The sequence below is a fragment of the Flagellimonas oceanensis genome (assembly GCF_003992595.1).
GTDB classification, from domain to species: Bacteria; Bacteroidota; Bacteroidia; order Flavobacteriales; family Flavobacteriaceae; genus Flagellimonas; species Flagellimonas oceanensis.
The window spans coordinates 1-15,558 of sequence record NZ_RZNA01000039.1 but is presented as its reverse complement, the minus strand read 5'-3'; the positions used below and the strand labels follow the sequence as shown (position 1 = coordinate 15,558).

8 protein-coding genes and 1 pseudogene are annotated in these 15,558 nt (G+C 42.3%); all 9 read left to right on the top strand.

The window, feature by feature from the left end:
* Positions 1-14 precede the first annotated feature (14 nt).
* Entirely contained in the window at positions 15-1,739 is a 1,725-nt protein-coding gene (locus EO132_RS09465; RefSeq protein ID WP_127137610.1) for a RagB/SusD family nutrient uptake outer membrane protein, read from the top strand.
* Positions 1,740-2,086: 347 nt separating this feature from the next.
* Positions 2,087-3,541, top strand: a complete 1,455-nt coding sequence (locus EO132_RS09460; RefSeq protein WP_127137609.1) for a sulfatase — start codon at positions 2,087-2,089, stop codon at positions 3,539-3,541.
* Positions 3,542-3,549: 8 nt separating this feature from the next.
* The gene (locus tag EO132_RS09455) at positions 3,550-4,854 is read left to right on the top strand and encodes a sulfatase family protein (RefSeq protein WP_127137608.1); all 1,305 of its coding nucleotides are present in this window, start codon (positions 3,550-3,552) and stop codon (positions 4,852-4,854) included.
* Positions 4,855-4,964: 110 nt separating this feature from the next.
* Positions 4,965-6,545 (top strand): sulfatase family protein, encoded by a 1,581-nt coding sequence (locus EO132_RS09450; RefSeq protein ID WP_127137607.1) that lies wholly within the window; start codon positions 4,965-4,967, stop codon positions 6,543-6,545.
* A 213-nt stretch (positions 6,546-6,758) separates the two neighbouring features.
* Positions 6,759-9,095, top strand: coding sequence for a family 20 glycosylhydrolase (locus EO132_RS09445; RefSeq protein WP_127137606.1), 2,337 nt, complete (start codon positions 6,759-6,761; stop codon positions 9,093-9,095).
* Positions 9,096-9,371: 276 nt separating this feature from the next.
* On the top strand, positions 9,372-11,060 hold the full coding sequence (locus tag EO132_RS09440) for a glycoside hydrolase family 2 protein (RefSeq protein ID WP_235856424.1): 1,689 nt from the start codon (positions 9,372-9,374) through the stop codon (positions 11,058-11,060).
* Between the two features lie 186 nt (positions 11,061-11,246).
* The gene (locus EO132_RS09435) at positions 11,247-13,058 is read left to right on the top strand and encodes a sodium:solute symporter family protein (RefSeq protein ID WP_127137604.1); all 1,812 of its coding nucleotides are present in this window, start codon (positions 11,247-11,249) and stop codon (positions 13,056-13,058) included.
* 22 nt (positions 13,059-13,080) lie between these two features.
* Positions 13,081-15,009, top strand: a complete 1,929-nt coding sequence (nagB, locus tag EO132_RS09430; protein ID WP_127137603.1) for a glucosamine-6-phosphate deaminase — start codon at positions 13,081-13,083, stop codon at positions 15,007-15,009.
* A 91-nt stretch (positions 15,010-15,100) separates the two neighbouring features.
* Positions 15,101-15,558 (top strand): annotated as a pseudogene (locus EO132_RS09425) (hypothetical protein); the annotation flags it as partial.

Sequence of the window (15,558 nt, the reverse complement as noted above, 5' to 3'; positions counted from 1 at the left end):
AAACACCAAAAAAAATGAAAATATCCAAATATATTTCGATAATATGGACCATTCTGGCATTGACCTCCTGTGAGGATTTTATAGATAATCCGCCGGAAGACCAAATTTCCATTAATGATTATTTTACCACTGCCAACGATGTGGACAATTATGTGAAGAAATTTTATGAAGTCTTTCCAAGCCATGGTAATGCGGTACTTCCGATATCAGAGAACGATTCGGACAACCTTATCTTGACCGTACCCAACGAAGTACTTCACGGTACCCGGGCCCTCCAGACAGGTTCTTGGGAAGATTCGGAGGCTTATGTATGGGACAATATCCGGGCTGTGAACATTCTTTTTGATAATCTTGATGGGGTGGAAGACGATATTTCTTCCTACTCCCAATCACTGGGAGAGGCTTATTTTTTTAGAGCCTGGTTTTACTTCCGATTGTTGACCACTTATGGGGATGTTCCTCTGTATACTTCCGAACTATTGCCGGGGGATGAAGACTTGAAGCTTCCGCGGAGTCCCCGGAACGAGGTGGCGGATTTTATCCTTTCAGATCTGGACAACGCCTTTGTATATCTAGGAGACCGGTCCACTGTAGGCAATGCAACGCTGAACAAGGAGACGGCCCTGGCCTTCCAATCCCAAGTTGCCCTTTACGAAGGGAGTTGGCAAAAATATCATTCCAGTACCGTATTCGGTACCGAAGGTGTAGATCCAACCCAATTTTTTCAAAAAGCGGTGCAATCGGCTGGGGAACTGATAAACGGTTCCTACACCCGAGGAATATATAATACAGGAGATCCTGATGCGGATTATTATACGCTTTTTGGTCTGGATGATATGTCCAATATCGACGAGGTACTCTTTTACAAGATAGCCGATTCGGATCAAAGCCTTGGTCATAACTTACAATTGTACGTGACCCGTGACACCCGGAATATGTCGCTTAGCTGGTCTTTGGTGTCCTCCTACCTTACAAAAGATGGTACTCCCTACGATTTTCTGGGGTTAGCTTCCACTACCAAAGGCAATGCATTTTTAACAAAAGTAACTACCGATTGTGACCCTAGGCTTAGTGCCACTATATGGGCCCCGGACGATTTGCGGGTGGCCAGCGACAATACTCTTTTCGAAAAACCCGGTCTCAACGGGGGGTCTGATGCGTTGGCCGCTACCGGTTTCCAAGTCAAGAAATTTTCAAATCCTTATTCCGATGCCGCGGGTGCAGATTGGGGAGGGTATTCCGAAACAGGAAGGATTTTCTTTCGGTATGGAGAAGTACTCCTTAATTATGCCGAGGCCTTATACGAATTGAACGGTACTATCGCCTATGATCAGTTAAACCTGCTCCGGTCACGGGTCGGTATGCCGGATTTTAGTGTGATTCCTCAGGTCGATTATGGAAGTAACCTATTGGACTATGGATACGCTATCGACGATGCACTTTATGCCATCCGTAACGAACGCCGTGTGGAATTGGCCTTGGAAGGGCAACGCCCATTAGATTATAAGCGTTGGGCGGCTCATGCTCTTTTTCAAGGAAATAGGCCCTTAGGTTATCCTTTTGAAGCAACGGAATTTCCGGATTATAGCCCGACCTTGGATGGGAATGGGTTGATTGATTATTTTCAAAGCGATATGCCCGCCGGCTATGGATTCCAAGAAGGGAGGGACTACCTTACCTCGATTCCACAAGGGGAGTTGACTTTAAACCCTAATTTGGAGCAGAATCCAGGATGGTAATCATAAATTAAATATGAACCGGAGTTCATTACAATCTGATAATGAAAGCCTTTATTGATAGAAAGAGTGGCTTCCCCTACCACTCTTCTTTAACTCCACTTTGATAAAACGGATTAAGGTGTGCATTCAATACTAATGAGTGAAATTGGAATGTGACTGGCTTTCTCTTGTTGATCATAGGTAATTCTTGTGCGTTGATTAAAACCAAGATATATGAAAAACAAGACTTGACAATGTATTGATAATGAGTGATGACCATGCTTATCAGGTTATAAGGACCTACGGTCAAAAACCTAACGCCACTTTTTTTAAAATAAGCTATTCTGATGATTTAACTGGAATAACCAATGACTAAATTAAAACGGGCCATACTTTTATTAGGAATGACAATTATTTCTTGTCATGGTCAAAAAAAAACGATTGAAAAACCCAATGTGCTGTTCATTATTGCAGATGATCTGACATGTACAGCAGTGTCCTCCTATGACGGCCAAGTTTCCCAGACCCCAAATATTGATGCCCTTGCAGCACAAGGGATTAAGTATACCAAGGCGTATTGCCAATTTCCGGTATGCGGCCCCTCTAGGGCGTCCTTGCTAACTGGGTATTACCCAAATGCTACTCGAACTTATGGTTATGTTAGTGGAAGAGAGAATATTGGTGATTCAAGAGACACTTGGCCCCAATTGTTCAAGAACAATGGGTACTACACGGCTCGGGTAAGCAAAATTTATCATATGGCCGTGCCCAAGGATATCGAAATGGGATCTAATGGCAAGGATGATGAAGCCTCATGGACTGAGCGATTCAATAGCCAAGGGCCTGAATGGACAGCTAAAGGCACAGGAGAGTTGGTACAGGGAAATCCGGATGGGAGCAAGCCTGTAAAAGGAGGTAATGTAATGACCATTGTAAAGGCGGATGGGGGGGATATGGTCCATTCCGATGGAAAAACGGCCGCCAAAGCCTCAGAATTGATAAGAAACCACAAAAATCAGCCCTTTTTCCTGGCAATAGGTTTTGTGAGGCCCCACGTACCATTTGTGGCCCCACGTGGAGATTTTCGGCCCTATCCGTATGAGGATATAGAATTACCCTACAATTTTGAAGGGGATTGGGATGACATTCCCCAAAAGGGAATCAATTATGTAAACAGTAAAAATGCCCAAATGACCAAGGACCAAAAGCAAAAGGCCATAGCTGCTTACTATGCTTCAGTTCGGTATATGGACAGGCAAGTCGGTAAAGTATTGAAAACATTAAGGGAGGAGGGTCTGGAAGATAATACCATAGTCATTTTCACTTCCGACCATGGATTTCATTTGGATGAGCATGAATTTTGGATGAAAGTGAGCGTGAAGGAAGAATCCGCACGAGTGCCACTGATAATTAAAGTCCCAGGTAAGGATCCGGCCATATGCAATTCTTTTGTGGAGTTGTTGGATCTGTATCCGACCGTTGCCGAATTGGCTGGGCTTGACTATTCTGAACACGTGCAAGGAAAAAGTTTGGTGAAAACCTTGGATAATCCCGATTACAGCGTGAGGGATATGGCCTTTACCACTACCCAAGGCGGACAGACCTTTCTATTGCGAACCGATAAATGGGCCTATATCCAATATGGAGAGAATGGTTCACAAGGAATCGAACTCTTCAATATGGATAAGGATCCACACCAATATACCAATCTGGCCTTGCTCCCTAAGTATGCTGATGAAGTGAAAAAATTTCAAGAAAAATTGAGGCATAAGCTAAAAGAAGTACGCACAAATGATCTGGGTATAGATTATTCAAAAAAATAGTAAAGCAAATGAAAAAATACCTTTCCATACTGTTGACAATACCATTATTAGGCTGTCAGAATGTGAAGAAAACCGTTCAACAAAACCAAAACCCCAATATCATCCTGATCATGGCGGACGATCTGGGTTATGAAACCTTAGGGGTATATGGCGGAAATAGTTATAAAACGCCTAATCTGGACAAACTTGCCGCAGGGGGAATGCGCTTTGAGCATTGCTACGCCATGCCACTTTGTACTCCATCACGGGTTCAGCTAATGACAGGGAAGTATAACGACAGGAACTATATAGGGTTTGGACTATTGGACCCCAATGAAAAAACATTTGGACATTATATGCAGCAAGCTGGGTACAAAACCTATATTGCTGGCAAGTGGCAATTATTGGGTTCTCCACGACAACAGGAATTGGCAGGGAACAAGATAGGGACACTTCCGGAACAGGCAGGTTTTGATGACTATTGCCTATGGCAGATAGATCAATTTGGTTCCCGCTACAAAGACCCGGTTTTAAGTATTAAAGGGGAGGGCACCAGAAAATTCGAGGGCGAATATGGTCCCGATATCTTCGTGGATCGCATAAATTCCTTTATGAGGGAAAATAAGGACAATCCCTTTTTTGTGTATTATCCCATGGCACTTACCCATGACCCTTTTGTTCCTACGCCAGACAACGAGAATTTCCAAGATTTTAATTCGAAATCAAGAATCAACGACCCTAAATATTTTGGTGATATGGTAAGTTACATGGATAAATTAGTGGGCCGTATTGTAAGTGAGATAGAAACCTTGGGCATCACGGACAATACATTGATTTTGTTCATTGGAGACAACGGTACAGATCATGATGTTACCTCTGTGGTCAATAATACAGAGTTGACAGGCGATAAGGGAAGGACCACGGATGCAGGAACACACGTTCCTTTTATAGCAAGTTGGCAAGGGAAGATCAAAAAAGGAAGTGTCAATCCCAATTTAGTGGATTTTACTGATTTTCTTCCAAGTATTGTGGAAGCCGCAACTCATGCTGAGCTTCCTGAGGAAAAAACTGATGGGTTGAGTTTTTACCCTCAATTGCTAGGTAAGAATACGGTAACGCGGGATTGGATTTTTTGTCACTATGATCCCAATTGGAATGGGTTTGAACCAAGAACTTATGTTCAGGATACCATATGGAAATTATATGGGAACGGAGAGTTGTACAATATAGAAAATGACAAACTGGAACAAAATCCACTAAAACCTGATAATCAGACTCCTGAAGTACAACAGATAGTGGGCAAGTTCAGGGCTGTATTGGCAAAACATCAATGATCAAATTCATTTCCCATTGTCCCCCAAAAAATCCAATCGGACAAGGCAAGATTATGGGAAACAAAGTTGAATGCAACCAAATGACAAGTATCAAACCAAAAATGAACAGAATGTCAAATATTAGTTTTTTTAAAATAGCCAGGTCACTTGGAATTCTTGGTATTGTGGGATTATTGTTTTGTGTTTCCTGTAAGGGAAAGCCTGAAGCGGGACCATCTTCCCCTCCGAATATTCTCTTTATAATGAGTGATGACCATACATCACAAGCTTGGGGGATTTATGGTGGTCCCCTTAAAGACTATGTACGCAATGAAAATATAAAAAGACTGGCAAGTGAAGGAGCTGTATTGAACAATACATTTTGTACGAACTCAATTTGTGTGCCGAGCAGGGGAACGATTCTTACGGGGCAATATAGTCACATGAACGGCGTGTACACATTGACGGATGCCTTGGAGCCGGACAGTTTAAATATTGCAAAAGTTTTTCAAGAGAATGGTTACCACACAGCCATTATTGGAAAATGGCATCTTAAAAAGCAACCTTCAGGATTCGACTATTTCAATGTGTTGCCCGGTCAGGGCGTATACCATGATCCCATCTTGAAAACAAAGGAGAACTGGCAAGACAGTCAGGAAGGTGGTGCAAAATATCAAGGATTTTCAACAGATGTTATCACCGACCTTTCGATACAATGGATGGACACCATTAGCAAGGAAAAACCATTTTTGCTGATGACCCATTTTAAGGCGACTCATGAACCATTTGATTACCCGGAACGGTTTAAGGACCTGTACGGAGATGAAGATATTCCAGAACCACAATCACTTTATGATTTTGGTCCAGAAACCACGGGAAGGAGTTTTGAGGGACAATCGTTGGACAATTTGGCCTTACGCTGGGAGTCTGCTTCAAAAGGGCCTTGGTGGTGTGATTATCCAGAATTGCCCTTTACGGTAGAGGGGATTGACAGTATTGCGGCCAGAAAAAAGACATACCAAAAGCTTGTAAAGGATTTTATGCGCTCTGGAGCCGCAGTAGATGAAAATATAGGTAAACTTCTAGATTATCTTGAACAATCCGGATTGGCAGAAAATACGGTAGTCATTTATACCGCAGACCAAGGCTATTTTCTTGGTGAGCACGGCTTTTTTGATAAACGTTTGATTTATGAAGAATCCCTGCGCATGCCTTTTGTCATACGTTACCCAAAAGAAATAAAAGGAGGACAGCGCATTGACGACATCGTTCTTAACATAGACTTCGCTTCCCTTTTTGCGGATTATGCAGGGATTGATTTGCCAGAGTCATTCCAAGGTCAGAGTTTCAGGAATAATTTAAAAGGAGAAACACCAAAGGATTGGCGTAAAACCATGTATTACCGCTATTGGACACACGAGCCCATTAGACCTGCTCATTTTGGTATTAGGAATGAACGCTACAAATTGGCTTTGTTCTATGGTCGATCTTTGGATGTCAACCTATATCAGAATGAAAATACGGAGCCTGCTTGGGAATTTTATGATTTGGAAAAGGATCCCCATGAAAACCACAATGCCTTTAATGATCCACAATATGCTGAAGTCATTGCGGAAATGCGGCAGGAATTGTTGGAACAACGTGAGAACGTTGGCGATACAGATGCCGATCATCCGGAAGTGCTGGAAATTTTGAACTCACATTGGAATTGATTCCCCTCTTTTTAAATAAAGGATGTATTCACTGGGTACTGTGCCCATCTTGCTCTTGGACAACTGTACATATCAGAATGAACAAGCCTTTTTTAAGAAAAATTGCAAATGATAATAGTATGCATATAAAGCTTGTCCAATAGAGATAAGGCATTAAGAAAAGCAACAATCAATTGATTGAAAAAGAAATAAATAAAACATTGACGATTTAAAATGAGAATAATGAAATTTAGCTTCAGAATAGTAGTATCCTTAATATTATGTGTCGGGATATCATCATGTGTTGAACATGAGGTTCTAAATTCAAAGGCTTATCAGATTATACCGAAACCTCAAAACCTGACACCTCAAAAAGGAACTTTCAAATTTACTCCCAAAACCCAAATAATACTCTCAGAGGATTCTGAAACATTACATTTTTTGGGAAGTTACCTTTCGGAAAAGTTCCAAGCTGCAGCGGGCTTTGAGTTGGAACAGCTCGTCGCTTTGGAAGCGGACAAAGGAAATGTGTTCTTGCATTTGGACAGTTCTTTTCCAGGTAAACAAGAGGCATATCGACTGCACATTTCACCTGAGAAGATTATCGTAAAGGCCAACCATGATTCAGGCCTTTTATATGGTATACAGAGCTTGAGACAATTGTTGCCACATGCCATTGAATCCAAGGAGATACAGCACGTTAAAGCTTGGGAAGTATCTTCAGTTCTGATTGAAGACGAGCCAAGGTTTGAATATAGGGGAATGCAAATGGATGTGTCCCGACATTTTTTTGACGTAGAGGAGTTGAAGGAATTTATTGACCGATTGGCCTTTTTCAAGTTCAATAAGTTCCATATCCATCTAACGGACGACCCAGGATGGCGTTTACAAATCAATAAATATCCTGAATTGACGGATAATGGTGCGTGGAGGACAATGAACATGCACGACAGTATTTGTAATGAAAGAGCTCTGACAGATCCAACTTTTGAATTGCCAAAGAAGCATTTTAGGGAAAAAGATGGTAAGCAAGTATATGGGGGGTTTTATACCCAAGAGCAAATGAAGGATGTTATTGCCTATGCATCCCAAAGGGGAATTACCATTGTACCGGAAATTGATATGCCCGGCCACATGAAAGCGGCCATTGATTTGTATCCAGACCTTTCCTGTGTGGATGGAAGCGGTTGGGGTAACAAAAAGTTTTCCATTCCACTTTGTCCATGCGAGGATAGTGTCTATGAATTTGTTGAAAATGTACTGTCGGAAGTAGTGGAACTCTTTCCTGGGGAGTACATTCACATTGGAGCTGATGAAGTTGATAAAAGTACCTGGGCAAATTCGATGCAATGCAAGGAGTTGATGAAACGTGAAGGCTTGGAGTCTGTGGAAGAGTTACAAAGTTACTTTGTGAAAAGAATGGAGAAATTTTTGAATGGCAAGGGCAAGAAAATGATTGGCTGGGATGAGGCCTTGGAGGGAGGTATCAACCCAAGCACCACCATCATGTATTGGCGAGGTTGGATTCCAGGAGTGCCTCTGGAAGCTGCCGAGGGTGGACATAAAGTGATTATGACCCCTACAACACATAGTTATTTTGATCATAAAAACAGCAGTAAGAGTACTGTCAAAGTCTATAATTTTGATCCAATTCCCGAAGCATTAAAGGGAAAACATGAAGATAAAATAATTGGGGTACAAGCCAATCTTTGGAGTGAATATATTCCTTCAATGGCCCGATTGGATTATATGTCCATGCCGCGTATGATGTCAATGGCGGAAGTTGGTTGGAGTCAGAAAGAAAAGGATGAGGCAGATTTTATGGGCAGGTTGGATAACATCTATCCCCGATTGGATATTATGGATATTGGATATCGGCTTCCAGACATTCCAGACCTTCCCAGTTATAATACCTTTGTGACAACGGACACCCTACGTTTAGAAAAGCCCAGTATTATTGATGAGATCCACTATACAACCGATGGTTCCATACCAGATATGACTTCTAAAGTGTACGAGGGGCCAATTGTGGTCACAGAACCCACAATTTTTACTATTCTTCCCTTCCACGACGGTAGAAAGGGCCATGTATCAACCGCCGAATTTAAACAACAGGAATACCTCAATGCAGAAGAGGTGACGAGCAAGCCTGGAATTCATTTAAAATATGTGAAAGGCAATTTTAACAGTACCGAGGAAATTGATAATGAAGAAGTTCTTAGGACTGCTGTTTTGGAAACGATTAATATACCGGAATTTGCCTCTGACACAGATTTTGGCCTCTTGTTCGAGGGATATTTAGAAGTGCCCAAAACAGGTGTATATTCTTTTTATCTACGGACAGATGATGGAAGTACCTTGGAAATAGGCAATAAATTGGTCGTGGATGGTAATGCCAACAAAAAGGCGAGTGATGAGGTATACAGGCAAGTTGCCCTTAGGAAAGGTAAGCACCCGTTCAAGCTAAACTATTTTCAAAAGGGTGGAGGGGCAACCTTGGATTTCCAATATCATATAAAAGGAGAGAAAGAAAAGAAGACTACGGTACCCGCAAATATGCTTAGCCATTAAATGGATTTCGTTAAAAACAGGAATAGTAATATTTACCCGATAGGCATGAAGATTAATCATTTACAAGCAATTAAATATCCATAAAAGAACTCACTTATGTTAATCAGTTGAACTATGAAAAGGAAAAAACACTTTCTATTTATAATTTCCATTTTGGGTCTTCTATGTTCCCCTTGTCATGCTCAGGAAAAGATGTCCAATAACAAAAGGATTATGACAAAATGGGCTCAAGAGGTAACTCCTAGTCATGTTTGGAATGAATATCCTCGGCCTCAAATGGTACGTAAAGATTGGAAAAACCTCAATGGTCTATGGGAATATGCCATTAGTGGAAGAACTGAAAAACCTTTGGAATTTGATGGCCAGATTTTGGTGCCCTTTGCAATCGAATCACAACTATCGGGGGTCCAAAAAAGAATCAAGGCAGATGAATGTCTATGGTACAGACGAACATTCAAAATTCCTTCTCAATGGAACAAAAAGCGAATCAAGTTAAATTTCGGGGCAGTGGACTGGGAAGCCGAGGTATTTGTGAACGGAAAACGCATGGGGGTTCACCAAGGGGGCTATGATTCGTTTTCGTTTGATATTACTGATGTCTTGGAGCAAGGGGACGAACAGTTGTTGGAAGTTCGGGTCTGGGACCCAACAAGCAGGGGTACACAGCCAAGGGGGAAGCAGGTCACTGAACCTCATGGCATATGGTACACCCCAGTATCAGGTATTTGGCAGACTGTATGGATTGAGCCAGTACCAGAAGTATCCATAGAAACAATCAGAATGCTGCCCGACATCGATACTGAAAGAATTGTAATAAAGGCCAATGGAGATCGAAAGATAGAGGATGGCTATTCCATTTTGGTCAATGTCTTTGACGAAGGTACTAAAATAGCAACCAGCATAGGAACTCCTCAAAAGGAAATGGATATAAAAATTGATAACCCAAAATTATGGTCTCCAGAAAATCCTTTTTTGTATGATTTGCAAGTCATTATGCTGAAAAATGGAAAAAAAGTTGATCAGGTCTCCAGCTATTTTGGCATGCGAAAAATATCCATGGGCAAAGATAAGGATGGCCATAAGCGCATGTTTTTAAATAACAAAGCCATTTTTCAATATGGAACGCTAGACCAGGGATGGTGGCCCGACGGTCTTTATACTGCCCCATCTGACGAAGCATTAAAGTATGATATAGAAGTGACCAAAAAACTGGGTTTCAACATGATTCGAAAGCATGTAAAAGTTGAACCGGCAAGGTGGTATTATCACTGTGATAGATTAGGTATGATGGTCTGGCAAGACATGCCCAATGGGGACAAAAGCGCTGACTGGAAAGGCCCTTCGGGCTATGATGGGCGCGAAATGGAACGAAACGCCCAATCCCAACATCAGTTTTATACCGAATGGAGGTCCATTATGGATGCAAACTATAACAAACCGTCCATTGTTATGTGGGTACCTTTTAATGAAGGTTGGGGACAGTTCAATACGGAGGAAGTTGTTAAGTGGACCATGGATTATGATACTTCCCGTTTGGTCGATGGTCCCAGTGGTGGGAACTTCTTTCCTGTAGGTCATGCAGTTGATGAACATCGCTATCCAGGCCCTGGAATGCCAGAAATTGAGTTGCATGCTCCAAACATTTTTAAAGATAGAGTAATGGTCTTGGGGGAGTTTGGCGGTCTTGGCCTACCCATAGAAGGACACCTTTGGCAACAAGATAAAAATTGGGGCTATCGAAATCTGCAGGGCAAGGAAGAACTATTGGTTTCTTATAAAAAATTGATTGATGCTTTACCTCCTTTGATCAAAAGGGGGCTTTCCGCGGCTATTTATACACAAACCACTGATGTGGAGGGGGAAGTCAATGGTTTGTTGACTTACGATAGGGCTATTATAAAGATGGATGAAACTAAAATGAACAAGATCAATCAAGCCCTATATCATGCTATTGATGAAATGTGATCGAATCGCATACATGTTTTCTTAACACTCAGCGCTGACGGTGTTTTTATTTGAATGAGACCATTTACAGCAACGAAAATATATTAATCGTGAGTTAGTTGATTGAGATGGGCAGGGTTTGTTCCCTGCCTTTCTTTTATGTCCTTTTACCACCTACGAAAAATACAACTTTACCAACATATACATATGATACAATTGCGACCATTGGATTATGCCATAATCCTTATATTTTTTGCTATTACCCTAGGCATCGGGTTTTATGTATCCAAGAGCTCGGGCAAAAGCAGTTCAGAATTTTTTCTTTCGGGAAAATCAATGCCTTGGTGGCTATTGGGAGTTTCTATGGTAGCGACCACCTTTTCCACAGACACGCCTAATTTGGTCACGGACATCGTTCGGACCAACGGAGTAGCTGGAAATTGGGTTTGGTGGGCCTTTCTCTTGACAGGTCTTTTGACCGTTTTTATATATGCAAGATTGTGGCGGAAATCCAACGTCAATACGGACCTCGAATTTTATGAACTTCGATACGGTGGAGAACCTGCTAGATTTTTAAGGGGGTTTAGAGCTATTTATCTCGGAGTAATATTTAATGTGATCACCATGTCCGCGGTAACACTTGCCGCTATAAAAATTGGTGGAATCATGCTCGGCCTCGCGCCATGGCAGACGGTTCTTATTGCAGGACTCGTCACAGTGATTTTCAGTGCAATTGGAGGGTTCAAGGGAGTTGTGTACACAGATTTCATCCTTTTTTTTGTTGCAATGGGAGGTACCATTGGTGCCGCCTATTATCTGGTAAACATCCCGGAAGTTGGGGGCTTGGGTAACCTCATGTCGAATCCGGATGTTAAGGATAAATTGAGAATGATACCTGAATTGGACGATACCGAAGCATTGATTACGTTGATTATCATTCCTTTGGCCGTACAATGGTGGAGTTCCTGGTATCCAGGTTCCGAACCCGGTGGTGGTGGATATATCGCCCAAAGAATGCTTTCCGCAAAAAATGGGAAGCATGCCATAGCGGCCACCTTCTTTTTCAATATTATGCATTATGCAGTCAGGCCATGGCCTTGGATATTGGTGGCACTGGCCTCTATTGTTGTATTTCCGGACCTTCAGAGTTTGCAACAGGCCTTCCCAATCATATCGGACGATAAGCTTGGGCACGATTTGGCCTATTCCGCCATGCTGACCAAATTGCCCACGGGACTTCTGGGCCTTGTTCTAACCTCGTTGGTGGCAGCCTATATGTCTACTATATCCACACAACTCAATTGGGGTTCTTCGTATATCGTTTATGATTTTTATCAAAATAGAATCAACCCCAAGGCATCGGAAAAACGATTGGTAGCTGTGGGAAGGATATCCACGGTAATTTTGATGGCGCTCAGTGCTTCTCTGGCCCTTTTGCTACAAAACGCACTTCAGCTCTTTGAGATATTGCTCGTTTTTGGAGCAGGTACAGGTTTGATTTTTATCCTAAGGTGGTTTTGGTGGCGTATCAATGCATGGAGTGAAATTACTGCTATGTTCGCCTCTGGCATACTTTCACTTGTATTGAAATTGACTCCTTTGGGAGATTATTTATTTGCTGCTGATGAGGGTCTCTTGCCGAGTTGGTCTGAGTATCCTTTCGTGGTGCTAACCACCACCTTGACTTGGTTGGTCGCAACCTATCTTACACCACCAGAGCAACGAGAGGTACTTTACAAATTTTGTGAAAGAATTGGACCTGGTGGGCCTGGATGGGAGAAAATAGTTCAGCAGGGCAGGACAGAGGGAATTGACTTGAACAGTAGTGAAAAATGGAGCGTTCCCAGTGGAATATTGGCAATGCATTTAGGGTCGATACTGATTTATTGCAGCCTTTTTGCGGTCGGTCATTGGATATTTGGCAAGTGGATATTGGCAGGTGCTCTGACCGCTCTTTCGGTAGTTTCTGCCATATGCCTTATGCTTACATGGAAAAAAATAGAAAAGATAATAGAGTAATACTTAAAAAGATTTTATAAAAATGGACACAGATATTCAATCATTACAATATGAGCCCGCGGGACAGTTTGAGGCCACTAGGTATGAAAAGGTGCATAATGTCATCTTCCCTGATTCAAAACAGGGGTCATTGCAGGTCGCCAAGGAAATATCAACGTTGATCCGTGAAAAAGCGAAGAAAAACCAAAAATGTGTTCTAGGGCTTGCCACTGGGTCATCGCCCATAAAGGTATACGAAGAATTAGTGTGTATGCACCGAGAAGAAGAGCTTAGTTTCAAAAATGTGGTCACATTTAATCTGGATGAATACCATCCAATGGAACGTACCAATATTCAGAGCTATCATTATTTTATGCACCAGCATCTTTTCGACCATGTTGATATAGCTGAGGAAAACATATACATTCCCAATGGTATGGTTTCATCACAAGGGATTCAGGAATATTGTAAGGAATATGAAAGAAAGATTGAAGAACAAGGGGGACTGGATTTTCAATTATTGGGTATTGGAAGGACTGGACATATTGGGTTCAATGAACCGGGATCCCATTATAATTCTGCCACAAGGGACATTACCTTGGATTATGTTACCCGTATAGATGCAGCATCGTCGTTCAAGGGACTTGAGAATGTACCCCTTAAGGCCATTACCATGGGTATAGGAACCATTAAAAAGGCGAAGCGCATTGTTTTGCTGGCCTGGGGCCAAAACAAATCTTCGATCATTAGGAAAACCATTGAAGGAGGTATTAGTTCGGAAGTCCCGGCCACTTATCTACAAGAGCATGGAAATACCACATTCGTCTTAGATAAAGAGGCTGCTTCCCTGTTGACACGTATTGATACTCCGTGGTTGGTTAAAAACTGTGACTGGACCCAAGATTTGATACATAAGGCAGTGGTTTGGCTCAGCCAGAAAAAGAACAAACCTGTTCTTCAACTGATAGATAAGGATTACAACGATATGGGCATGTCCGACCTTTTAAGTTCGGAGCAGTCTTCGTATGAGATTAATATTAGAACGTTTAATCGATTGCAACATACCATTACCGGTTGGCCTGGGGGCAAGCCCAATGCGGATGATACCAATCGACCAGAACGTGCACGACCAGCAAAAAAAAGGGTTATTATTTTCAGTCCCCATCCAGATGATGATGTAATTTCTATGGGTGGAACGTTCGATAGATTGATCTCCCAAGGTCATGAGGTTCATATAGCGTATCAAACTTCTGGTAATATTGCCGTGGCCGATCATGAGGCGGTTAAAGCAGCAGAAGTGGCCAATAGTATGGAGACGACTGGAACATTTGATCAAGTTATTGAGGAAATTCAGAAAAAAACAGAAGAAGATTTTGATTCCAAACTTTTAAGGCGACTCAAAGGCAATATCCGACGGGCGGAAAGTATCGCTGCCACACGTTACCTTGGTATTACAGATAATCAAGTACATTTTTTAGATCTTCCTTTTTACGAAACAGGAACAATAAAAAAGAAACCCCTAGGAGAAGTGGATATTGCCATAATGAACAATATTATTGAGGAAATCCAACCCCATCAAATCTATGCTGCTGGAGATTTGGCAGACCCTCATGGTACCCATCGTGTTTGTTTGGAAGCTCTATTTGCTTCCTTAAATGCACTCATGCTAAGATCCTTCATGAAGGATTGTTGGGTATGGCTCTACCGCGGGGCATGGCACGAGTGGGAGACCCATGAAATTGAAATGGCGGTGCCTATGAGCCCAGCTCAGGTACTTAGAAAGCGTAAGGCCATATTTTTCCACCAGACCCAAAAGGATGGGGTCATGTTCCAAGGGGAGGACCTCAGGGAGTTCTGGGTGCGCGCGGAGGACAGGAACAAGGAAACGGCACAACGGTATCAGGCCCTTGGGTTGGCCAGTTATGCGGCCATGGAGGCTTTTGTACGGTATGATTTCCACAATCCGAAATAGATAGGAACGACAATGTTCCCGATCCCATACCCAATTTTTTTGACGAAACCCCGGTCAATCAATAAACCAATAACAATTGCATTATCAAATTATGAGAAAAAAGCATATCAAGAATCTGAGTATATGGATAGTTGCACTGGTGCTGACCATTCCGGTTCAGCTAAGTGCCCAAGAAAAGGAAGGTCCCATCAAAATATTGTTTGTTGGAAATAGCTTTACCTACTTTTGGAACATGCCCCAATTGGTGGACGCTATGGCCGAAACACAGGGGGTTGATATTTCTGCACACCAATCCACTGTGGGAGGCAGTAATTTGGAACAGCACTGGAAAAGTGAAAAAGGAACGGTTACCCGCCAACTGCTTGAAGAGAAAGAATGGGACTATGTGGTGTTCGGAGACCATAGCCTGAGTACCATAGATACACCGGAACGTTTTAAGGAATACGGTACCAAGTTTGCCGAACTGGTCCGTTCCAAAGGGGCGCAGCCCATTTTCTATATGACCTGGGCCTATAAATCCAATCCATTGATGCAAGAGACCATTACCAA

Bases quoted from the DNA above. Each gene is read 5' to 3' on its own strand.
- EO132_RS09445 (WP_127137606.1), top strand. From the start codon at position 6,759: ATGAGAATAATGAAATTTAGCTTCAGAATAGTAGTATCCTTAATATTA.
- EO132_RS09435 (WP_127137604.1), top strand. From the start codon at position 11,247: ATGATACAATTGCGACCATTGGATTATGCCATAATCCTTATATTTTTT.
- EO132_RS09460 (WP_127137609.1), top strand. From the start codon at position 2,087: ATGACTAAATTAAAACGGGCCATACTTTTATTAGGAATGACAATTATT.
- nagB (WP_127137603.1), top strand. From the start codon at position 13,081: ATGGACACAGATATTCAATCATTACAATATGAGCCCGCGGGACAGTTT.
- EO132_RS09450 (WP_127137607.1), top strand. From the start codon at position 4,965: ATGTCAAATATTAGTTTTTTTAAAATAGCCAGGTCACTTGGAATTCTT.
- EO132_RS09455 (WP_127137608.1), top strand. From the start codon at position 3,550: ATGAAAAAATACCTTTCCATACTGTTGACAATACCATTATTAGGCTGT.
- EO132_RS09465 (WP_127137610.1), top strand. From the start codon at position 15: ATGAAAATATCCAAATATATTTCGATAATATGGACCATTCTGGCATTG.
- EO132_RS09440 (WP_235856424.1), top strand. From the start codon at position 9,372: ATGGTACGTAAAGATTGGAAAAACCTCAATGGTCTATGGGAATATGCC.